Source organism: Hoeflea algicola, from assembly GCF_026619415.1.
Classification (GTDB): Bacteria; Pseudomonadota; Alphaproteobacteria; order Rhizobiales; family Rhizobiaceae; genus Hoeflea; species Hoeflea algicola.
This window is the reverse complement of the sequence record NZ_JAOVZR010000001.1, coordinates 3706586-3727825: the sequence shown is the minus strand read 5'-3', so window position 1 is coordinate 3727825 and position 21240 is coordinate 3706586. Positions and strand designations below refer to the sequence as shown.

Below are 21240 nucleotides of genomic sequence, written 5' to 3'. Positions count from 1 at the left end.
TTGACCTGGGCGCTGATCCCGTCACGACATGAAGCTGGCCAGGCACTGGCCGGGCTGTTCTACCTGATGCTAAAGCGCCCGGAAGGCCTGAAGCTGTTCGACACCACGCCTGTCGGTTTCTGGCGCTCGTTCGGCGCCTTCGTGTGGACCTGGCCGGTACAATGCTTCCTGTGGACAGGCGTGTGGCGCGCTGTGCCCGAGACCCGACCTGACGGCGCCGCCGAGACGCTGGGCTTCTTTCTGGTTTCGGGCGGCTTCGATCTGGCGGCGTGGCTGATCCCGTCGATCCTGCTGCTGGCGGTGTCGCAACTATTCGGACTTGGCGACAAGTTTGCGCGGCTGGTCGTGGTCAGCAATTGGTACGGGTTGTTTTCCGTCTATGTTGGCTTTTTCCCGGCCGCACTGCGCTATCTCGCGCCGGTTCCCGATGTGCTCAGCGCAACGCTGTCGCTGATTGCCTATATGGCGGTGATCGGGCTCTATTTCCGGGTGATACGGGGCTGCCTTGAAGGCGAGGTGCTGATCTCGGTGTTCATCACCCTGATGATGGTGATGACCGGATTGACCATTTCCGAATTGGCATTCACCGCGTTGGGTGGTTAGAGCGGCCCGGTTTCCCGCGGCCGGATGCAGGCTGGGCCCGGTCAGGCCGCCATTTCCTCGGTAACGGAGAACAAAGCGTCGAGATCAAGATAGCAGATCATCTGCGTGTCGACTGGAATGATAGCCTTGGTCAGCGCACGCTCGGCTGCCGGCAGCACATCGGGCGCCGGTTGCAATTCCGCCGTGCTGACAGTGATCATGTCGGACACATTTTCGACCAGCAGACCGACCAGCTTGCCGGCAATGGCTGTGACGATAATCGCCGAACGTTCGGTCGGCTTGATCGGCGGCAGGCCGAGGCGGATCGCCATGTCGATCACCGGAATCACCGAACCGCGCAGGTTGATGACGCCCAACACATGCGGCGGGGTATGCGGCAAGGTTGTCGCAGGGGCCCAGCCGCGGATCTCGCGAACCGACATGATGTTGACGCAGAAAACTTGCGCGCCGAGATGAAACGAGATGATTCTCAAACTGTCAGATTCGGTGGCGTTGTTCTGATTATCGTGCATCAAAATTCCTCCCAGTCGTCTTGTGACGCTGCAGTTGCCTTGGCGGCCGAACCGGACCCGAAGGCGCGGGCGACCGAATTGACCATTGTTCGGACCGGCGATTGAACCGGACGTGATTGCGTATCGGCTGCACCCAGTTTCCGGGGCGCTTGTCTGGCAGGCGCGACGGCAGCGTCGACCATGTCTCCGGCCCCGTTGCCAGCAGTTGAACCGGAAAGTGTGAACTGGCGGACCAGACCATCCAGCGCCGCAGCCCCGCTCGAAAGCCGGTGCGTGACGGCCGTGGTCTGTTCCACCATGGCCGCGTTCTGCTGCGTGACCTGATCCATCTGGTTGACCGCCGAGTTGATTTCCGTCAGTCCGGTCGACTGTTCGCGCGCTGCCGTGGCGATCGAATTGATCTGTGCGTTGATATCGCTGACATGCTGGGCGATCTGGGCCAGCGCCTCACCGGTCTGGCGGACCAGAGACACGCCTGTGGTCACCTCTTCGCCGGACTTGCTGATCAGGTTCTTGATGTCCTTGGCGGCCGTCGCCGAGCGCTGGGCCAGTTCGCGCACTTCCTGGGCGACGACAGCAAAGCCCTTGCCAGCTTCACCGGCACGAGCCGCCTCGACTCCGGCATTAAGCGCCAGCAGGTTGGTCTGGAAGGCGATCTCGTCGATGACGCTGATGATCTTCGAGATTTCACCGGAAGCTACCTCGATACGGCCCATGGCATCGACAGCATCGGCCACGACCTTGCTCGACTGGTCGGTAGACTGCTTGGCCTGGCTGACCTTGTCGGTGGCCTCGTCGGCGCGCACCGACGAGCTCTTGACGGTGGCGGTGATTTCGTCGAGCGCCGCGGAGGTCTGCTCCAGCGAAGCTGCCTGCTGTTCTGTGCGGCGCGACAGGTCATCAGCTGCCGCCCGCAATTCGCCGGTGTCGCCATTGATCTCGAGAATATTGTCACTGACTTCCGAAAGCGTGGTGTTGAGCTTTTCCACCGAGGCATTGAAATCGAGCCGCAAACGGTCGAGGCTCTGCATGAACGGGGTCTGCAGGCGGACCGACAAGTCGCCTTCCGACAGGCGGTGCAGACCACCGGCCAAGGCATCGACAGCCTGCTGCATCTGCTGGCTTTCCTCGGCCTTTGCCTGTTCGCGCTCGTGGCGTTCGCGCTCGCTGAGCACACGGCTTTCATCTGCCTGGGCTTCGAGGCTGACCTTTTCGATGGCCGCATCGCGGAACACAGCAACCGAGCGCGCCATTTCGCCGATTTCATCATTGCGCTGTTCGCCGGAAATCTCGATTGAAGTATCCCCCTCGGCGAGCCGGCGCATGGCAGCGACGATCTGGTCGATCGGCCGGGTCAGGGTGCGCGAGAACCAGACCGAAAGTGCCAATGCAGCGATCAGCAAGGCCAGCGAGAGCGCCAGAATGGTATTGCGCATGGTCACCACCGCAGCACCTGATTCGGCGCTGTCGACCACAGTCGCCACCACCCAGTCGGAACCCTCGAAATCGACCTGGGCGAGAGCGATATCGGCATCGATGCCACGATAGCCGTCATAGGTGCCCGAAATCACTTCGGCGCCGTTCATGCCAGCAACCAGGTCGGGAGCCACTTTGGCTGTAAGCGCATCGTTTTCTTCGGTCTTGGCGGAATCGGTGAGCAGGAAGCCATCGGCGTTGAGCAGCACGGTTTCGCCGGTCTCGCCCAAGCCGGTGTTGTTGGCCATGATCTCGGCAATCTTACCGGTGGGCATGCGGATCATGACGACGCCGACGATGCCCATTTCTGATTTCAGCGCGTGGCCCATGAAGGCCGCTGATCCGCCTTTGGCAGCCGCATAGGGCGCATAGTCGGCAAAGATAGTCTTGTCGGGCTGGTTGGCTTCGACAATGTCGGCGAACACCTTGCCTGCACCGGTGTCCTTCATCGGTCCGGATTTCAGGTTGGTGGCGAAGTCATCGTTCTTGTTGACCGAGTAGATGATGTTGCCGTTCATGTCGACAATGTAGAAATCTTCCCAGCCGCGGCTTTCGGCCATTTCACGGAATTTGGGATGGTAGCGTTCGTGGGTCTGATCATAGGAGCTGACCGCGGCGGTATCGAGCTTCTGGCGTTCACCCGCGGGGTTCGGGTTGTCGGTGATATAGCGCTTCTGGAGCTCTGCGGTGACACCGTCGCCAAGGAACCCCCAGTCGAACTTGAACCCTTCCAGCGCGATCCGCAGCAGGTTGTTCTGAGAGGTCGCCAGCAAATCCTGCTCGACACTGGCCAGATAGGTCTGCACCTGATTTCGACGGCCGTCAGCGATGGCGACCAGGGTCTCTGCCGACTTGGCGCCAAGCGCACCGGAGGCGATCTGGAGAGCGGCAACACTGGCGACGCCGATGGAGACAATTGTCATCACGGCTGCGGCCAGCGGCAATTTGCGCGAAATAAGCATGAGCGATCCTGAATGCGAAGTGATCAGACTGTCATGTCCCCGATGTGAGAGACGTCCAGAACAGGCTTCATGCACACCGCGACGGGACGCAGCTTCTGGCGTAACCAGTTTTCTGTGGTTTGGGTTACCTTCGGGTTAATCCGGAACGGTCAGATTCGGCCTGCGGGAAACGACAGAGTTTCCACCATCGTTGCCGGTGCGCTTGGGGGCGAATGTGATCCGCCCATCGATTTCTCTAGTAGTCGACCTGCTTGAAATACAGCCCGCCGGGTGCTGCCACCGGGCCGCAGGCCTTACGGGAGCGAGCGGCAAGCGCCGCCTCGACGTCGTCGGCCGTCCATTTACCTTCGCCGACCAGCCGCAAGGTCCCGGCAAAGGAACGTATCTGGTTGTGCAGGAAGCTGCGCGCCGTGGCATGAATCTCGACCAGCCCATCGGCGGCGCCGGAGACGACATCGAGCCGGTCGAGCGTGCGCACCGGCGAATTGGCCTGACACTGGATCGAGCGGAAGGTGGTGAAATCATGCCTGCCGACCAGCCGTTGTGCGGCTTCGTGCATGGTTGCGACGTCCAGCGGCCTGGTTGACCAGGCAGCACGGTTCTTCTCCAGCACCAATGGGGCACGACGGCAGAGGATGCGGTAGACATAGTGCCGGCGCAGGGCCGAAAAACGGGCATCAAAACCATCGGCAACGGGGCTCGCGGCAAGAATGGCGACGCGCTCGCGGGCCATCTGCAGATGCGCATTGATGGCATCGCGAACTGTGTCCGCTGGCCATTGTTTGGCGAGGTCGACATGAGCGACCTGGCCGAGTGCGTGAACACCGGCATCAGTACGTCCTGCGCCTTTGACGCTGACGCTCTCGCCGCTAAAGCCCTTAATGGCGGTTTCAATTGCCTGCTGCACCGACGGGTGCTCGTCCTGGCGCTGCCAGCCGACATAGCCGGAGCCGTCATATTCAATGTCGAGCCGGTAGCGCATCAGCCGATCATCGTGCCGGGCGCAATCGAAGTACCGCGCAAAAACTCATCGACCGCAAGCTGCTTGCCGCCGGCCTTCTGCAGGCTCAACAGCCACACGGCGCCCTCGCTGCAGGCGACCAGCAGCCGGTCATCAACCACCGTTCCCGGCACAATTGCCGACGAAGGGCCTGACGGTGACGTGGCGACGATTTCGGTTGCCAGCAGTTTGACCCGTTCGGCGCGATCACCGACGTCGAGTTCAAACCAGGCACCCGGCGTTGGCGCCAGGCCACGGACATGGTTGTGCACGTCCTGTGCCGGCCGATTGAAATCGACCCGCGTTTCGGCCTTCTTGATCTTGGCGGCGTAACTGACGTCAGTCTCGGCCTGGGGCGTTACAGGCAATTCGTCAGCTTCCAGCCTCTGCATTGCCTTGGTCATCAGTTGCGCGGTGATCTCGGAGAGCCGGTCGTGCAACTCACCGGTGGTCATGTCGGTGGCAATCGCGACGGTTTGCGTCAACGCCACCGGGCCGGTGTCGAGGCCTTCGTCCATTTTCATGATCATGACGCCGGTCTCATTGTCACCGGCCATGATGGCGCGCTGGATCGGCGCCGCACCGCGCCAGCGTGGCAACAGCGAGGCATGGCCGTTCCAGGCGCCTAGCCGCGGCGCATCGAGAATGGCTTTGGGCAAGAGCAGTCCGTAGGCGACAACCACCGCTGCGTCAGCTTCAAGCGCATCAAAGGCTTGCTGCTCCGCCTCGCCCTTCAGGCTCTTGGGCGTGAACACCGGAATGCCAAGTCGCTCGGCGGCGGCGTGCACCGGCGAGGGCAACACATCAAGGCCGCGGCGGCCAGCCGGGCGGGGCGGCTGCGAATAGACCGCAACGATCTCGTGTCCTGCCGCGGCAAGCGCTTCCAGCGTCGGTACGGCGTAAGCGGGCGTCCCCATGAAAATGATGCGCATCGGCAATTGGCCCGTCCGGTTATCGCGTTGTTCAACGCCCGTGTTCAAACGGGTTTTCCAGCCTCAGGTCAAGCCCGTCGAAGTCGCGGGTGTTTCCGAACCGACCCCCGAATGAGATCAGGCGGTCACCCGGGTTTTGGCGAGCTTGGTGAACTTGCGCACCACCATGTCGCGCTTAAGCTTGGAAATATGGTCGATGAACAACACGCCGTTGAGGTGATCAATCTCGTGCTGCAGGCAGGTAGCGAGCAGGCCGTCGGCCTCGGTCGTCTGCAGTTTGCCATCGCGGTCGAGATGTTTGACGGTAACCGATGCGGGCCGCTCGACATCGGCGTAGTAATCCGGGATCGACAGGCAGCCTTCCTCATAGACACTGGTGTCATCGCCGGTGGCGACAAGTTCGGGATTGATGAACACCTGCGGATTGGGGTCTTCATCCTTGCCCGCGATGTCGATTACCAGCAACCGCCGCGGCACCCCGACCTGGATGGCAGCAAGGCCAATGCCCGGCGCTTCATACATGGTCTCGAGCATATCCTCGACGAAGCCTTTGAGCTCGGAATCGACGCGTTCCACCGGCAGGCATTGCTGGCGCAGGATCGGATCGGGCAAATAGATGATCGGCTTGATGGTCATGACGCTGAAATAGTCACTGACAGCCGTCTCGTCAATCGCAGCTCACGGCAGTTTGAATTGCCGCCGGATCAGCTTGTTCCTGTTTTGATCTGACATTTGTGCCAGAATCAGCTAGGTCATCGTCATGGATAGCTCCACCGACGTGTTTTCGACCCGGCTTTTTGACCTTGGCGGCTCCGCAGTGACGCTCGGGCACGCGCTACTCGGCCTTGCCGTTGCATTGCTGCTGCTTTTTGGCTGGCTCGCACTGGCGCTTACCCGTGCCAACCGGCTGCGCGCGCAAGCTGACGCGGCTGCCGCTGCGCGCACCGCCCAGGCCGATGCGCGGCTTGCGGAAATCCTCAAGGCACAATCGGAAATGCAGGGCCGAATGGGGACGATGGCCGAATTGTTCGGCGCACGCCAGGCCGAACTCAACCAGTCGATCGGCCAGCGCCTCGATGGCATGACCCAGCGCATCGGCACCACACTGACCGATCAGACCCGCACCACCCACGAAAACCTGAGCAAATTGCAGGAGCGGCTGGCGGTGATTGATACCGCACAGGCCAACATCCAGTCGCTGGCGCGCGATGTGGTGGGGCTTCAGGCGATCCTGTCCAACAAGCAGACCCGTGGCGCCTTCGGGCAGTCGCGGATGGAAACCATCGTCCAGGACGGGTTGCCGATGGGCGCGTTCAGCTTTCAGCCTACCCTGTCGAATGGCATGCGGCCCGATTGCACCATCGCCATGCCGAATGATGCGCCGGATCTTGTCATCGACGCCAAATTCCCGCTGGAAGCATGGAACGCCATGCGCGCGGCGGAAACAGAGGGCAGCGGCGAGCAGGCCGCCCAGAGTGCACAACAGCGCTTCCGCCGTGATATCGAGGTCCATATCCGCGACATCTCGGAAAAATATCTGCTCGCCGGCGAAACCCAGGACACGGCATTTCTGTTCGTTCCGTCGGAATCGATCTTTGCCGAGATCCACGAGAATTTCGAGGCCATCGTGCACAAGGCGCAGCGGGCGCGGGTGGTGATTGTCTCGCCGTCGCTGTTGATGCTGTCGATCCAGGTGATCCAGGCGTTGCTGAAAGACGCGCGGATGCGCGAACAGGCGCATCTGATCCAGGGTGAAGTGCTGCGGTTGATGGAGGACCTGTCGCGGCTTGATGACCGGACCCGGAAACTGCAGGCGCATTTTTCCATGGCACAGAAAGATGTAGATCTGATCCTGACTTCGTCGGACAAGCTCAGCAAGCGCGGCGCCAAGATCGAGGCGCTGGAATTCGCCCAGATTGCCGATGATGCCAAACCCGCAGCCGCCACCCGTCCGGCCCAGGAAAGTGCACCCACCACCCAGCAAAATCCGAAATTCGAACCCCGCTCCACGACGCTAAAACTCCGCGTTGTCGACGAGGATGAATAGCTCTCAAAAGCTTAAATGCCGCAGCGTGGCTGGATGCCTTCTCGCTCTGCTTGCCCGGAAATGTCAGATTTCCGTTGCGCGGTCTCTGTGTCTCGTGTGATTTAAAACACCAATGAGCTGTCCAAACGGGCGGTTCGCATCGAGAGGAATATCATGACCATTCACGCCCGGCTTGCAGCCCTGCCGACATTTCCCGGTGCGATCAGCGGTGGCGTGATGCTCGCCGCCGTCCTCGGCTTCACCCTGGCGGCCTCCACCTCGGCCATGGCCGCAGAATGCGAAGTTTCGATGGAGCAGACCTGGCTGAGCGACCTTGTCGCATCCGCTCAAGTCAGTGGTCCATGCGCAAGTGCCAGCATTGAACTTGTGGTACGCAACGGTGTTGACGACGTCGTCTGGAGCGCTTCGCACGCCGCAGCAAATCTTTTTGGATTTGACGGTGTTGCGGACGCGGATTCGATGGGTGTTGCGCTGGGTGACTGGCTTGGCGATTACGCCGACAATTCCAGTTCCGGCCGATTGCCGGAATGGCCCGAAGGGGCGGACATGCCTGACGCCGGTGAATTCCCATTCTATGTCGAGGAAGGTGTCTCACGAGACGTTTACGAGACCTTGCGTACCGCTGATTATCCGATGATCTGCTACATTCAGGGCCACGAAAGCACCTTGTGCCTGGTCCAGCAGCCCGGCGTTAGCGTCCTGACCAATGTCGGCGCGCAGTCCTTTCCGGGCTAAGGTCGCCAAGCCGGGGAGACTGCCATGATTACCGTCATCGGATCCGTCAACATGGACCTGATCGCTACCACGCCGCGTCTGCCCGAACCGGGGGAAACCGTCAGCGGGACGGATTTCTCCACGGCCCAGGGCGGCAAGGGTGCCAATCAGGCGCTGGCGGCTCAGCGCGCCGGTGCTCAGGTCAGGATGACCGGGGCAGTTGGCGATGATGGCTTTGCCGCCGAGGCGCTCGCCTTGCTTGACGAGGCTGGCGCTGATCTGAGTTCAGTTCGCCACCTCGAAGGCCCCACCGGCACGGCGATGATCCTGGTCGGCGGCGACGGCGAGAACATGATCGTCATCATCCCCGGCGCTAACGGCCATGTCGCGGTAGAGGATGCCGAGCAGGCGGTGGCGCGCATGGCAGAGGGTGACACGCTGCTGCTGCAGATGGAAATCCCTCAAGCGGCAACAGAAGCGGCGCTGGTGGCTGCGCGCGCGGGCGGTATCACGAGCATTCTCAACATCGCCCCGTTGACCGACGCGGTCGAGCGGCTGGCGCCACTTGCCGATATTGTCATCGCCAACGAGACCGAGTTTGCCCGGCTATCGGGCCGACCGGCGGAAATGCTTGATGCAGCAAGAGCGGAACTTGAGGTGCTGCACAAAGCCACCGGTCAGTGCATGATCATCACGCTGGGTGGCGATGGCGTCCTCTGGGCCCGAGACGGCGCAATCGAGCACGTGGCTTCACTCAAAATCAAGCCGGTCGACACGGTTGGCGCGGGCGACACATTCTGCGGCTACCTGGCGCAAGGGCTCGACGCCGGCATGGACTTTGCCGCAGCCATCCGCCGCGCCGCAGTAGCTGGCGCGCTGGCTTGCCTGACGCCCGGCGCGCAGCCGTCGATCCCGTTGGCAAGCGACGTCACGGCCCGGCTTTAAAGCCGGGCGAGGCGCTCGATCAGCAGATCGAAAAAGCGATCGGAGTCGACATCGCCAGCCACAAAAGCATTGTCGGGTCGGTCGGTGACATTCCACCAATCAACCACCGTGGCGCCCAGCGTCAAGTCCGATCCGGTCTCGATCTCGACATTGCAGTGGCGGCCTGAAAACATTTCCGGGTCGATCAGCCAGGCAATCACTGTCGGATCATGAAGCGGGCCGCCATCGGTGCCATATTTGCGCTCGTCGAAGCGCTCGTAAAACTCCAGCATATCGGCCATGGCGCGCGAGGCGCGGTTGCCATTGGCCCTGAGCCTGGCAACCCGCACCCGGGTAGTCAGCACCTTGTGGGTAACATCGAGCGGCATCATGGTGATCGGCACGCCGGCGCCAAAGACGGCAGCAGCGGCTTCGGGGTCGACATAGATGTTGAATTCGGCCGAAGGGGTGATGTTGCCGCCCTCGAAATAACCGCCACCCATCAGCACGATTTGGCGCAGCCGAGCTGCGATGTCAGGAGCACGGGCAAATGCCATGGCAATATTGGTGAGCGGCCCCAGCGCGCAGAGGGTGACGCTCTTTTCCGGCTCGGTGCGCAGCGTTTCGATGATGAAATCAACTGCATGCCCGGACGCCAGCGGCTGGGCCGGGTCGAACAGCTCGACGCCATCAAGCCCGGTCTTGCCGTGCACATGCTCAGCGGTCACCAGCTTGCGCTTGAGCGGCGCCTCGGCGCCGGCGAAAACCGGGATGTCGGCGCGGCCGCAGATCTCCAGGACGATCCGCGCATTAAGCGCGGTGCGGGCCAGGGGCACATTGCCGGCGACGGCTGTAATGCCCACAACCTCGAGTTCAGGACTTGCCAGCGCCAGCATGATCGCCGCGGCGTCATCCTGTCCGGGATCGGTGTCGATGATGATCTTGCGCGGCGGCATGGCGGCTCCCTGAGGTGATGCGATTCGATTTTGCCAGATGATAAAGCACGTCAAACTCAAAAGGACCCGTCAGAATGTCCAGGGATGCTGATTATTTCCTCATATATGGCATGGCGGTGGCCCGAAATTGCTGCCGTCGTCTTGGTCCGCGCACCCCGCGTGGGTAGGTTCTTGCGTTGCGGCGATCAAGTTCCCATATTGAGGGCAAGCCGGATGCCGAATGCGGGTCCGGCGCCTGTCGCTTGAGAACGAGGACAAGCCATGTCACGCATGACGCCTTTTTCAAGCCCGCTGTTGCTGGGCTTTGATACAATGGAAAAGACCCTGGAGCGCATCGCCAAGGGGTCAGAGGGTTATCCGCCCTACAACATCGAACGAATTCGCGCCTCTTCGGACGGCACCAAGGTCGAACGGCTGAGGATCACGCTGGCTGTCGCCGGCTTCCGCGAGGAAGATCTCGACGTCACCACCGAAGAAAATCAACTGGTCATTCGCGGACGCCAATCCGATGCCGATGGGCGCGAATATCTGCACCGGGGCATTGCCGCACGGCAGTTCCAGCGCATGTTCGTGCTTGCCGAGGGCATGCAGGTGACCAGCGCAGAGCTCAAGAACGGCCTGCTGTCGGTAGACCTGATCCGCCCCGAGCCGGAACGCATGGTTCGAAAAATTAACATTTCGGTTCGAGACTGAACACCATGGTTCGATCCAACAGGACATTTCCTGCCACGAACAGGAGGAAATTATTATGATTGCCAAATCAGGAAAATCCCAATTATCTGCCCAGGATCTGGCGCTGCTCGGAGCCGGGAAAGTCGGCTACATCCGCAAGATGAACTCGGAAGACGTTACGGCCCGCTTCCCCGAAGCCCCGCAGCTTGACCCGGGACTTGAACTCTGGGCGCTGTTTGGCGCCGACGGCACGCCGATCCTGCTGACCGACAACCGTTCGAGCACGTTTTATCGCGCCGCCGAAGACGAGTTGAAAACCGTCAGCCTGCACTGATCTACAGCAGCGGCCGGGGCTATGGCGCCCCGGATGCAACGGCACGAAAAAACCAGTGGAATCCCGCTCAGGCGGCGTTGGAGGCCCGCTCTTCCGTCAGGAATGCGTAGAGCGAGGCTGCGTTGTCGGTGGCACGCAGCTTGGCGACCATGTCACTGTCGCGCATCACCCGGGCGATCCGTGACAGTGCCTTGAGGTGGTCGGCGCCTGCACCTTCGGGCGCCAGCAGCAGGAAGACCAGATCAACCGGCTGGTCGTCCAGCGATTCGAAATCGACCGGCTGGTCGAGCCGGGCGAACACGCCGACAATATGATCCAGCGTCGGCAGTTTGCCGTGGGGGATGGCAATGCCATTGCCAACACCGGTGGAACCGAGACGTTCGCGCTGCAGAATGACGTCAAACACCTCGCGCTCGGGAAGTCCTGTGACTTCCGAGGCTTTGGCCGCCAATTCCTGCAACAGCTGTTTTTTGGAGTTTGCCTTGAGCGCGGGCAGCACGGAGTTCTGCGCAATCAGATCAGCAAGCGCCATATCAAAATCCTCGTTTCAAGCCCGCTTTCCGGGCCTCGTGGTTGGCTCTGCGAAAACCACCGGCGGCGCGAAGTCCAAACTCCGCGCTGCCAATGGTCTGCTTTGTACCGGCCATAACGGTCAGGATTTAACGCCGCCAGCGTCAACCCATCCGATATTGCCGTCATTGCGGCGATAGACCACATTGAGGGCATCGTTGCCCGCATTGCGGAACATCAAGATCCGATCGTCTGTCATATCAAGCGCCATCACCGCGTCGGCCACACTCATGGTGACGAGCTGCTTGGTGCTTTCGGCGATAATCGCCGGAGAATAATCTTCAGGCACTTCTTCGGCGTCATCACCAGAGGAATCCACAACTGCATAGTGAAGCTGGGTCTGGTTCTGCTGGGCGTTGGCATAATGATCCTTGAGACGCCGCTTGTAGCGGCGCAGGCGCTTTTCAACCCGCTCTGCGGCGGCATCGAACGCCGGCTGCGGGTCCTGCGCTTCGCCGGTGGCGTGTAGCACCACACCGGTATCAAGGTGAATCTTGCAATCCGCCTGGAATCTTGATCCGGATTTTTCCACGGTGACATGGCTGGAAAAGCCGCCATCGTAGTATTTCCGGACGGCACCCGTGACGTGGTCCTCGATGCGGGTCCTGAAGGACTCGCCGATTTCCATATGTTTTCCTGACACTCGCACGTTCATGGATTGTCCCTTCTCATTGTCACTTGGGGAGTTCAGTCTAGGCCATGCTTCGCGCTCATCCAAGCGCCTGACGGCGGTCAATTGCCCCGGTCCATGCAATTTTTAACTTGACATAGCCGGGCTGACGGGCGGCGGATTTCCGTTTACCCAATGCGGGGCGGCTTCTACGCTGCACTGCACATAGTGTCAAGCGCAGCCCGATTTCTGGGCAATTCAGTTGCGTTATCAAGCAATTGCCGCAGGCCTATCAAAGTGCGGCTGCGCGCGCCCGGGCGCGTTTTTCGCGTCGGCGCTGAACCGAAGATGGAATAGCCATCGCCTCGCGGTATTTGGCCACAGTGCGACGGGCGATTTCCACACCTGACTGCTTGAGCAAACCTACCAGATCGTCATCCGAAAGGACCGCGGCAGGCTCTTCCTGCTCGACCAGAACCCTGATCCGGTGACGTACCGATTCGGCGGAATGAGCCTCGCCCCCGGCATCGGCCGAGGCGATCGACACGGTGAAGAAATATTTGAGTTCGAAAACCCCGCGTGGGGTGAGCATGTACTTGTTCGAAGTGACACGGCTCACAGTCGATTCATGCATCCCGATGGCGTCGGCTACCGCCTTGAGGTTGAGCGGCCGCAGATGGTCGACCCCGTTAAGCAGGAAGGCGTCCTGCTGGCGGACGATTTCAGTCGCGACCTTCATGATGGTGCGGGCACGCTGATCGAGCGAACGCGCCAGCCAGTTGGCCGTCTGCAGGCAGTCGGAGAGAAACTCCTGCCCAGCGTCGTTCTTCTGCATCTTACCTGTTACTGTGGCAAAATAGGTCTGATTGACCAGCACCCGCGGCAACGTGTCGGGGTTGAGCTCGACCTGCCAGCCGCCATCGGAGGCCGGTCTGACGGAAACATCAGGCACGATCATCTCGCTGGAACCAGTCTCGAACCGGGTTCCAGGCTTGGGGTCAAGCGCGCGGATTTCCGCCAACATCTCGAGCAAATCCTCCTCGTCGACGCCGCACAGCCTGGTCAGGCTGGCAAAATCACGACGGGCGAGCAATTCTAGGTTATCCACCAGCACCGCCATTGCCGGGTCAAGCCGGTCCTTGCGGCGCAGTTGCAGCGCCAGCGATTCAGACAGGGAACGCGCGAACAGCCCGGCAGGCTCGAATTCCTGAAGCTGGGCCAACACTGCTTCAACCCGGACCAGGTCTGCCCCCAACCGCTCGACGGTCTCGGCCAGATCAGCCGGTACATAGCCCGCCGGATCCAGGCGGTCAGCGATCTCGGTGGCAATCAGCCGATCTGCCGGATCGACAAAGGCGAAGGCGATCTGCTCGGTGACATGATCACGCAAGGTCGGTGTCCGGGCTGCGAAATCATCAAGATCATAACCTTCACCGGGCGAGGCGCGATCGCTGCCGGGCATCGACTTCCAATTGTCGGCAAATGCCGGCGCGGCGGCGCTCTCTGCGGCATGGTCATCGGGGAAGACATTCTCATAGCGTGCGTCGATTTCGTCCCGGATCCGGTCGCTGTCCTTGCTGGAGCCCTCGCCCCAAGCCACGTCGTCGCCGCCATCATAGGCATTGTCGTCGGCGCCCGATTCTGTGCGTTCATCGGCGGGTGCCGTGCGCACGGGGTCGGTTTCACTGGCGGCAACGGAGGCGCTGGATTCAGTTCCGTCTGCCTCCGAGGTGACCAGTTCAAGCAACGGATTGCGCTCGACTTCCTGCTCGATGAAGCGGGTCAGCTCGACATGACTGAACTGCAGCAGCCGGATCGACTGCATAAGCTGCGGCGTCATCACCAGTGATTGGCTCTGACGCAATTGAAGACCGGCTGACAAGGCCATGACGACGCAACACTCCCGCTCGGGCCACTCCGGAGGGCGGCGACGCTCGCGCCACCGGTCCTCTCCTGCTTGAACACATCTTTGAAGACGCGGCCCGGCCCATCTGGCCCGAAAATTGCTTTTTATTCGTTTCGGGTCAAGTGCGGCCTTCCGACAAGGTAAAGGGCGCAGCGCTTGCTATCGCCCGGACCGGCGGATCAACCCGGCTGAGGGAGCGTACAGGCAGGTGCCCGCGTCGCTGCATCGGAAGGAACGGACGAGCAAATACCTAAAGCGAAAATTGCTCGCCGAGATAGAGCCTGCGAACATCGGCGTTAGCGACGATTTCTGCTGGCCGGCCATGGGTCAGCAAAACACCTGCATTCATGATGTAGGCGCGGTCGATCAGCCCGAGCGTCTCGCGGACATTGTGATCGGTAATCAAGACGCCAATGCCGCGGCGGGTAAGGTGGCGAACCAGATCCTGGATATCTGATACGGCGATCGGGTCGACGCCGGCAAAGGGCTCGTCGAGCAACATGAAGGTTGGATCCGACGCCAGCGCGCGGGCAATTTCCAGCCGCCGCCGTTCGCCACCCGACAGCGAAATCGAAGCCGCCTTGCGCAAATGCGAAATGTGGAATTCCGACAACAGATTGTCGAGCTTGTCTTCGCGCTTGTCGCGGTCCTTTTCGACAACTTCGAGAACCGCGCGAATATTGGCCTCGACGCTCAGCCCGCGGAAAATCGACGCCTCTTGCGGCAGGTAACCGACGCCAAGCCGGGCGCGCCGGTACATCGGCAGGGTGGAAACATCGTTGCCGTCGATTTCAATCGTGCCTGAATCAACCGGCACCAGCCCGGTGATCATGTAAAAACAAGTCGTCTTGCCAGCGCCGTTGGGGCCGAGCAGGCCGACCGCTTCGCCGCGGCGAACACCAAGCGACACGCCATCAACCACCCGCCGCGATTTGTAGGCCTTGACCAGATCGCGGACGATCAGCGTGCCTTCATACCGGCCACTCGCCGACGGGGCGAGGTCTGCATCGCCCTTGCCATCCCGACCGCCCAGCGATGAAAACAGCGCCTTGATCACTTTTTAGGTCGCGACTTCGGGTCGAGCTGGATCATGACGCGGCCACCGCAGCTGTCGAGCGTGGCCTGGCCGGTCTTCATCAGCACGGTGAGCTTACAGCCGATAAAGACGTTGTCGGCGTCGGTGAGCACGACCTTTTCGCCAGTGAGCACCAACACTTCATCCGCCATGTTGAAATTGCCCGCGTCTGCCGTGGCAGTCTGGGTGCCGGACTGGATCAACACCTTCTTGAACAGCTCAATTTCGCGGATATCCGCGGCCCCCGATGCCACCGAACCGCCACTGCCGCTCTTGGTGTAATAGACGATCATTTCGCCGGCCTGCAGGGCGGTTTCGCCCTGAACCACCTTCACATTGCCGGTAAAAGTGGCCTTGCTGGCCTCTTCGTCGATTTTCAGCAGATCACTTTCAATCTGGATCGGCTCGTCGCTGGAGAGCGCAAGCCCGGTCATCCGTTCTGCCTGCTGCGCATGGGCGGCAGGCACCGCCATGATCAGGCCAACGGCGAACATGATCGCAATCATCCCCGGCAAACGTCGAGATTTTACTATCATATCAGTTGGTCGCTCCATTCCCCGACCGGACCGCCGACGGCTTGATGGTCATTCGGACCTTGTCCTCGAAGACAATGACGCGGCCGTTATCCTGCATATTCATGGATTGTGCAACAACCGATGCCTCTCCTGAACGGATTGAAACCGGGTCGGATGTACTCATTTCGTTGCTTGCCATGTCGATACTGGCAGAGTTCATCTCGGCTGAAAAACCGGTCTCGTCAGTTACCGTGAAAGGTTGATCGAAACGGAGTGTTTGGGCTGTGCGGTCATAGATGCCGCTGATTGCCTCAAGCCGCGCATTCTTGCCGTCGGCGGCAGGCAATTCGGCGACGATTTCCTCGAGCTGGACCACATTGGGGGTAGCCAGGTCCTGGATCGCCCGCAACGCCTCTATCCGGTAGGATCGGCCGTCAGACGTCTGGCCGCTCATCACCGGGTTTTGCATCACCAGCTTGCCGTCGCGCACCGCCACCGATTCAATCGCGATCCCCTCGGGCACCATCCCGTCCACCCAGGAGACGGTGACAAACGCCACCACGATCAAGGCCGAGGCGAGCGGCAGCAGAAACTTGAGCATCCGCACGCGGCGCGAATGGATCGAGGCACGCCGGTATTCTGCGTGCGAACGTCCCGCATAAGCGCCGGCGACTGGGATATCTGAAACTGTTGACGTTGCCATAGGTTCCCGCGGTCTCGTGGGCTGCCAGCACCGGTCATCCGCACCAGGTGGCTGTTGCAGCCGGCTTCGCATCCCAATATGGTTATATTGCGAAGCAGTCGATGCAATTTGCCATGGCGCGGCGATAATGGCAAAGCATCGCCGGGTCGTCGCGATCCAGAATCCCGGACGCAATCGGAGACGTGCTTTTGACCGACCCTGAAATTATTGCCGACCGTCGCCGCATTCGGCGCAAACTCAGTTTCTGGCGGATCATCTCCGTTGTCGCGGCGATCGCCCTGGTGACAGCCCTTGCGGTCAATATCGGGTTTCCCGAGACCCGTTCGGACCATATCGCCCGGATCGACATCTCAGGGGTGATCACAGATGACGAGCCGTTGCTCGAACTGATCGACAAAGCCGCCAAAAACCAGGCTGCGAAGGCGCTGGTAATCAGCATCTCCTCGCCCGGCGGCACCACTTATGGCGGCGAACGCCTGCACGAGGCGCTGGTTGCGGCCGGCGCGCTCAAGCCGGTGGTCGCCGATGTGCGCACGCTGGCAGCCTCCGCCGGCTACATGATCGCGGCGTCGACCGACCACATCGTCGCCGGGGAAAGCTCTATCGTCGGCTCCATCGGGGTGATCTTCCAATACGCGCAGGCCAGCGATCTGCTCGACAAGATCGGCGTCCGGATAGAGGACATCAAATCCTCGCCGATGAAGGCTGAGCCGTCGCCTTTCCACAACGCCAGTGAAGAGGCCAAGGCGATGATCCGGTCGATGGTGCTCGACAGCTACGACTGGTTTGTCGATCTGGTTGCCGAAAGACGGAAGATGGACCGAGCCCAGGTGCTGGCGCTCGCCGACGGCTCGATCTTCACCGGCCGGCAGGGATTGGCAAACGGTCTGGTCGACGCGGTTGGCGGCGAAGACGAGATCCGCACCTACCTGAAAGGCCGCGGCATCGATGAAACATTGAAAATCGTCAAATGGGAGCCTGACCGTGGCTCTCCCAGCGGCTTGCTCAACATTCAGGCGGCCAGCTTAGTCGAACGCTATCTGGGCATGCCGGGACGGGTTTCCGACGAGATCGACCGGCTGTCGGGCGGCAAGTTGTTCCTTGACGGTCTGTTGTCGGTTTGGCAGGTTGGCGGGCAGCCCGCGCGGGATAACTAGGGGAGATCTCATGATAAAATCGGAACTGGTTCAGGCGGTTGCGGCTCGCAATCCGCATCTCTATCACCGCGATGTCGAAAACATCGTCAACTCGGTGCTTGACGAGATCACCGAAGCACTGTCCCAGGGCAACCGGGTCGAACTGCGCGGCTTCGGGGCGTTTTCGGTGAAAAACCGTCCGCCGCGCTCAGGTCGTAACCCGCGTACCGGCGATCCGGTGTTCGTCGAGGAAAAATGGGTGCCATTCTTCAAAACTGGCAAGGAACTGCGCGAACGGCTCAATCCCGAAAACCCGGATTGACCGCGATGGCGCGGCACCCCACATAATTGATTTGACACGTCGATCGCCGCGCTCTGAAAGAGAACGGACCTAACCATGATCAAACGCATCATCGCACTGGTGATTTTCGTCCCGCTGGCCATTGTCCTCATTATGCTGTCGGTGGCTAACCGAACAGCGGTGACGCTGGCGCTCAACCCGTTCCAGCCGGAAGACCAGGTGCTGTCGCTGACCGCGCCGTTCTTCGTGTTCCTGTTCGTGGCGCTGATCGTTGGCATGATCCTCGGCTCGCTCGCCACATGGTTCAAGCAGGGCAAGCACCGCAAGCAGGCGCGGGTCAACGCCAATGAAGCGGTCAAATGGCACACAGAGGCCGACCGCGAAAAGGCAAAAGCCAAGCAGATCGCCGCCGCCCTGCCAATCGACGACAAGCACACCGCTGCGTGAAGGCGAGCTGGATCCGTTTTCTGCTAAAACTTAGGTAATTCCGGAGCGATGTAGTGCCGGCTCTCAAGTCGTCCACGCGACAGCAGAGGGTAGCAACCATTGGTCAGCCCGGAGGGCCGCATGCCTTCAAGTCGTGAGAAGGATTTTCGTCCCGAATACACTTTTTAGCACGATGCTTGATAGCTACATTCCTGTCGACAATACGATGCCGCCACGGCGCCACCCCTATTCAATCGGCAACTCCCCGTAATTACCCACCCCCGAATTCGTGATTTCCGGTTCTTCTACCGGCCTATGCCAGGACGGATGCGATGACCTGGAAGGGGTTTGCGCCTTTGAGGCGGGCGGTGTCGATGGTCGTGCGTACATCCGCCTCGGCTTGGGCGGCCCACATGGCGCGATATCCGTTTGTCACCTTTCGCTGAATGACCCATGGACGGAGCTTTCGCTCAGATGTGTTGTTGGTGACATCGACTTCTCCGGGATAGTCGCAAAACGTCAGCAGCTGATCGCGGGCCCGCCCGATCTTGGCCTGGAGCTTTTGGGCCAGGTCGCACGAAGTCGGGGCGCATAGAAGCCCGGCAAGCTGTTTATCGAATTTGCGCTTCTTGCTTGCGACGGTAGACGCAGCGAATGTGCTTATGGCTCTGGCGAAATCAAACACACGGCCAAACCAAAGCTGGAAGCGAAGAGGGAGATCATCCTCGCCATGTTCCAGCGCAAAGGCTGTATCACGCGCCAAATGTGCAAGGCAGGTTTGATGTCGATGGCCGTGAGATTGCTGGGCTGAATACCGATCAGATATCCATACCTCGGGGACATGGCCGCCCATGGTCTCGTGAACGACCCGTGCTGCACGGGAGTAATCGGGCTGGTGGACAACAGCATCCTTGCAATGAAAAACCCAGTGTTGGGCATTTGTGCCCTCGATACGCACACCGGTTTCGTCGCTGGCGACAACGCGGGCGGCTCGAAGGCTGGCCTTGGCGGCCTGTGCTGTGGCCTGGAAGCTCGGACGGGAGCGGGAAAACATGTTCATGATCGCGCCCTCGCTCACATTAAGGCCGAAGATATCCATGAACACACCGCTCAGGCGTTCGTAAGACAATGCATGGAAACTCTTGAGGTAGATCGCCAGCGCGTGAATGCCTGGCCCGAACGGCGTTGCGGTTGCCACGGCAGGTGCGGTGGCTTTTGTTGTCGTGCCGCATTGCGGGCAATGACAGGAAAAACGCCGATGCCGGGTGACATGAGGACGGATCGCAGGAATATCGATCTCGTCATAGGCCCCGGCCAGCACCATCGTATCATCACCGGAAAACGCATGGCCGCATCTCTTGCAGGCGGTCGGTTCATGATCGCGAAACATGTCGGCAAAATCCGCCAGCACCCTATTGTGGGGTTCATGCCCGGGCTTGGCTCCACCCGGTCGTGAGTTGACGCGTTTCTCTTTCTTGTCCGTCGAGGGCGGCTTGGAAGACGTCCGAGAATCCTTGGAAGGCCGTTGGAGCCGAAGCACCATCTCGATCAATTCGTCCTTGCTCAGCTGCTGCAAATCAGTCCGATCCATATCATCATGGATTCAGACATTGTGGTGCATGGCAAGGGGGTGGGTAATTACAACTCCCCTCACAATCGTAATCCCTGAAACTGCACATTCTTTCATGTGTTGCATTTTCACCGGGTTGAGGTTTCTCTAATAACGATTTAGCCAACGCGCCAATCAAAGCTTTATAGATATCGCTTGCTCCATCGCGACGGTCAGCATTACCTGAATTGGATGGACTGCGGCCTGATAAATACTTGCTATACGCCCAACCAACTTGTCCAGTCTCATGGCGCAGCTTTGACCATTTCCCCGACCGTGAGATGATTTGAACCGTAGAGCCGTGCTTCATCCTCATAATAACGAAATGATCACTACCGGCTCCATTTCTCAAGTTTAGAAATCCGTCATTGGGAGAATTTACGACCCCGATTCCAACAAACGTTTGCTGTTCGCCGGTCATGGACAGGTCTCGCTCAACGAGATATTTGCCAAAGGCCCAGCCCGCCAAACCTGTTTCATGCCGCACTTGAGACCAAGCGCCAGACTGCCCAATAAGCTGCACCTTTGAACCGTGATCCATCGCCATGACAACCGGATAGGTGGTCCCCGGCCCGCTTCTCAGGTTTAGATATCCATCTCCGGGAGAGTGGACGGTCCGTGTTTCAGCAATCACATTTACTGCAGAAAACAAAACCGCGCCTAAAAGCACGACAATCCTTAAAACAACAGACCCCAAACCCAACCACCTATATTTTGATCGACAACTATTTACCGCGATTATTCAGTATTGAATCTGACGTAAATTGTATTGCGCACTTCCATATGCATTATCCCTTAAAGTGCGTCGGATGGAGGGGTTCGCGTCCCTCAGTTGCCCGCTTCGCCTTTGCGCAGCCGCATAATTCGTCCTCGCCTTGTCAAAATCTACGGCTGTTCCAGCGTACCCACGGTGGTAAACAACCCCCATCCAGAACAATGCACTTGCATTGCCCGAAGCACCTAACTCTGACGCCACCCGTTTAAGTTCCGAGTATTCCTGATTCCAGGCAAGAAGGCGTAAAAACGCAAACTTAACATGGTCATTTTTCGGGCTTTGTCGAAGCGCCAGCCGACAGGAATCCAGTGGCCCACTTCCTTTTGCAAGAGACCTTGTTTTTACATCCACGCCACTTTGCGAAAGACAGGTATCAACAGCAGCCTGCGCTTTGGCTTCACTCGAAACGGACATGACGCCGAGTGCTAACAGGGAAAAAATGCACGCCTTTCTGAACATACCAACCTCCAAGTACAGGATCA

General features: G+C 59.9%; 24 protein-coding genes. 9 read left to right on the top strand and 15 right to left on the bottom strand.

All coding sequences use genetic code 11. The annotated features are described in order from the left end of the window. The gene (locus OEG84_RS18150) at window positions 1-603 is read left to right on the top strand and encodes a hypothetical protein (RefSeq protein ID WP_267655031.1); all 603 of its coding nucleotides are present in this window, start codon (window positions 1-3) and stop codon (window positions 601-603) included. Window positions 604-644: 41 nt separating this feature from the next. On the opposite strand, the gene OEG84_RS18145 is transcribed toward OEG84_RS18150, so the two are convergent. The 5 genes from OEG84_RS18145 to def all read right to left on the bottom strand — a co-directional run bounded on the left by OEG84_RS18145 (window position 645) and on the right by def (window position 6121). After that, the gene (locus OEG84_RS18145; RefSeq protein ID WP_267655030.1) at window positions 645-1115 is read right to left on the bottom strand and encodes a chemotaxis protein CheW; all 471 of its coding nucleotides are present in this window, start codon (window positions 1113-1115) and stop codon (window positions 645-647) included. Further along, window positions 1115-3553: a methyl-accepting chemotaxis protein gene (locus OEG84_RS18140; protein ID WP_267655029.1), complete on the bottom strand. Its 2439-nt coding sequence runs from the start codon at window positions 3551-3553 to the stop codon at window positions 1115-1117. The genes OEG84_RS18145 and OEG84_RS18140 overlap by 1 nt, the downstream gene beginning before the upstream one ends. A gap of 235 nt (window positions 3554-3788) precedes the next feature. After that, window positions 3789-4538: a tRNA pseudouridine(38-40) synthase TruA gene (gene truA / locus OEG84_RS18135; protein WP_267656248.1), complete on the bottom strand. Its 750-nt coding sequence runs from the start codon at window positions 4536-4538 to the stop codon at window positions 3789-3791. After that, complete coding sequence (fmt, locus tag OEG84_RS18130) at window positions 4535-5485, bottom strand: methionyl-tRNA formyltransferase (protein ID WP_267655028.1); 951 nt, start codon at window positions 5483-5485, stop codon at window positions 4535-4537. The genes truA and fmt overlap by 4 nt, the downstream gene beginning before the upstream one ends. 117 nt (window positions 5486-5602) lie before the next feature. Then, entirely contained in the window at window positions 5603-6121 is a 519-nt protein-coding gene (def, locus tag OEG84_RS18125) for a peptide deformylase (RefSeq protein WP_267655027.1), read from the bottom strand. A 124-nt stretch (window positions 6122-6245) separates the two neighbouring features. On the opposite strand from def, the gene OEG84_RS18120 reads away from it, so the two are divergent. The 3 genes from OEG84_RS18120 to OEG84_RS18110 all read left to right on the top strand — a co-directional run bounded on the left by OEG84_RS18120 (window position 6246) and on the right by OEG84_RS18110 (window position 9191). Next, window positions 6246-7532: a DNA recombination protein RmuC gene (locus OEG84_RS18120; RefSeq protein WP_267655026.1), complete on the top strand. Its 1287-nt coding sequence runs from the start codon at window positions 6246-6248 to the stop codon at window positions 7530-7532. Between the two features lie 153 nt (window positions 7533-7685). Next, window positions 7686-8267 (top strand): hypothetical protein, encoded by a 582-nt coding sequence (locus OEG84_RS18115; protein ID WP_267655025.1) that lies wholly within the window; start codon window positions 7686-7688, stop codon window positions 8265-8267. Between the two features lie 24 nt (window positions 8268-8291). Next, window positions 8292-9191 carry a ribokinase gene (locus tag OEG84_RS18110; protein ID WP_267655024.1) on the top strand — a complete coding sequence of 300 codons (900 nt, stop codon included), beginning with the start codon at window positions 8292-8294 and terminating at the stop codon, window positions 9189-9191. Here OEG84_RS18110 and OEG84_RS18105 read toward each other — a convergent pair. Beyond that, window positions 9188-10126 carry a nucleoside hydrolase gene (locus tag OEG84_RS18105; RefSeq protein WP_267655023.1) on the bottom strand — a complete coding sequence of 313 codons (939 nt, stop codon included), beginning with the start codon at window positions 10124-10126 and terminating at the stop codon, window positions 9188-9190. The two genes, OEG84_RS18110 and OEG84_RS18105, sit on opposite strands and share 4 nt — an antisense overlap. Before the next feature lie 261 nt (window positions 10127-10387). On the opposite strand from OEG84_RS18105, the gene OEG84_RS18100 reads away from it, so the two are divergent. Together OEG84_RS18100 and OEG84_RS18095 are read left to right on the top strand one after the other, a co-directional pair. Next, window positions 10388-10819, top strand: a complete 432-nt coding sequence (locus OEG84_RS18100) for an Hsp20 family protein (protein WP_267655022.1) — start codon at window positions 10388-10390, stop codon at window positions 10817-10819. Between the two features lie 55 nt (window positions 10820-10874). Next, complete coding sequence (locus OEG84_RS18095) at window positions 10875-11132, top strand: BQ00720 family protein (protein ID WP_267655021.1); 258 nt, start codon at window positions 10875-10877, stop codon at window positions 11130-11132. 67 nt (window positions 11133-11199) lie between these two features. On the opposite strand, the gene ptsN is transcribed toward OEG84_RS18095, so the two are convergent. The 6 genes from ptsN to lptC all read right to left on the bottom strand — a co-directional run bounded on the left by ptsN (window position 11200) and on the right by lptC (window position 16511). Beyond that, window positions 11200-11664 (bottom strand): PTS IIA-like nitrogen regulatory protein PtsN, encoded by a 465-nt coding sequence (gene ptsN / locus OEG84_RS18090; RefSeq protein ID WP_267655020.1) that lies wholly within the window; start codon window positions 11662-11664, stop codon window positions 11200-11202. Window positions 11665-11784: 120 nt separating this feature from the next. After that, window positions 11785-12357, bottom strand: a complete 573-nt coding sequence (gene hpf / locus OEG84_RS18085; protein WP_267656247.1) for a ribosome hibernation-promoting factor, HPF/YfiA family — start codon at window positions 12355-12357, stop codon at window positions 11785-11787. Between the two features lie 247 nt (window positions 12358-12604). Further along, complete coding sequence (gene rpoN / locus OEG84_RS18080; protein ID WP_267655019.1) at window positions 12605-14200, bottom strand: RNA polymerase factor sigma-54; 1596 nt, start codon at window positions 14198-14200, stop codon at window positions 12605-12607. Window positions 14201-14468: 268 nt separating this feature from the next. After that, a complete protein-coding gene (gene lptB, locus OEG84_RS18075) occupies window positions 14469-15251 on the bottom strand; it encodes an LPS export ABC transporter ATP-binding protein (protein WP_267656246.1) in 783 nt (260 codons plus the stop codon). 20 nt (window positions 15252-15271) lie between these two features. After that, window positions 15272-15829, bottom strand: coding sequence for an LptA/OstA family protein (locus OEG84_RS18070; RefSeq protein ID WP_425602869.1), 558 nt, complete (start codon window positions 15827-15829; stop codon window positions 15272-15274). Window position 15830: 1 nt separating this feature from the next. Next, entirely contained in the window at window positions 15831-16511 is a 681-nt protein-coding gene (gene lptC / locus OEG84_RS18065) for an LPS export ABC transporter periplasmic protein LptC (RefSeq protein ID WP_267655018.1), read from the bottom strand. A 188-nt stretch (window positions 16512-16699) separates the two neighbouring features. Here lptC and sppA point away from each other — a divergent pair, with 188 nt between their 5' ends. From sppA to OEG84_RS18050, 3 genes are all read left to right on the top strand, one after another. After that, on the top strand, window positions 16700-17668 hold the full coding sequence (gene sppA / locus OEG84_RS18060; protein ID WP_267655017.1) for a signal peptide peptidase SppA: 969 nt from the start codon (window positions 16700-16702) through the stop codon (window positions 17666-17668). A 10-nt stretch (window positions 17669-17678) separates the two neighbouring features. Further along, a complete protein-coding gene (locus tag OEG84_RS18055) occupies window positions 17679-17969 on the top strand; it encodes an integration host factor subunit beta (RefSeq protein WP_267655016.1) in 291 nt (96 codons plus the stop codon). A 75-nt stretch (window positions 17970-18044) separates the two neighbouring features. After that, window positions 18045-18395: a LapA family protein gene (locus tag OEG84_RS18050; protein ID WP_267655015.1), complete on the top strand. Its 351-nt coding sequence runs from the start codon at window positions 18045-18047 to the stop codon at window positions 18393-18395. Window positions 18396-18687: 292 nt separating this feature from the next. Here the strand turns inward: OEG84_RS18050 and tnpC are convergent, their stop codons facing one another. Genes tnpC through OEG84_RS18035 form a run of 3 tightly spaced genes read right to left on the bottom strand, consistent with a single transcriptional unit; the run spans window position 18688 to window position 21217 of the window. Continuing rightward, window positions 18688-19965: an IS66 family transposase gene (tnpC, locus tag OEG84_RS18045; protein ID WP_267651873.1), complete on the bottom strand. Its 1278-nt coding sequence runs from the start codon at window positions 19963-19965 to the stop codon at window positions 18688-18690. A 4-nt stretch (window positions 19966-19969) separates the two neighbouring features. Beyond that, window positions 19970-20680 (bottom strand): SH3 domain-containing protein, encoded by a 711-nt coding sequence (locus OEG84_RS18040; RefSeq protein ID WP_267655014.1) that lies wholly within the window; start codon window positions 20678-20680, stop codon window positions 19970-19972. 45 nt (window positions 20681-20725) lie between these two features. Then, the gene (locus OEG84_RS18035) at window positions 20726-21217 is read right to left on the bottom strand and encodes a hypothetical protein (protein ID WP_267655013.1); all 492 of its coding nucleotides are present in this window, start codon (window positions 21215-21217) and stop codon (window positions 20726-20728) included. Between the last annotated feature and the right edge of the window lie 23 nt (window positions 21218-21240).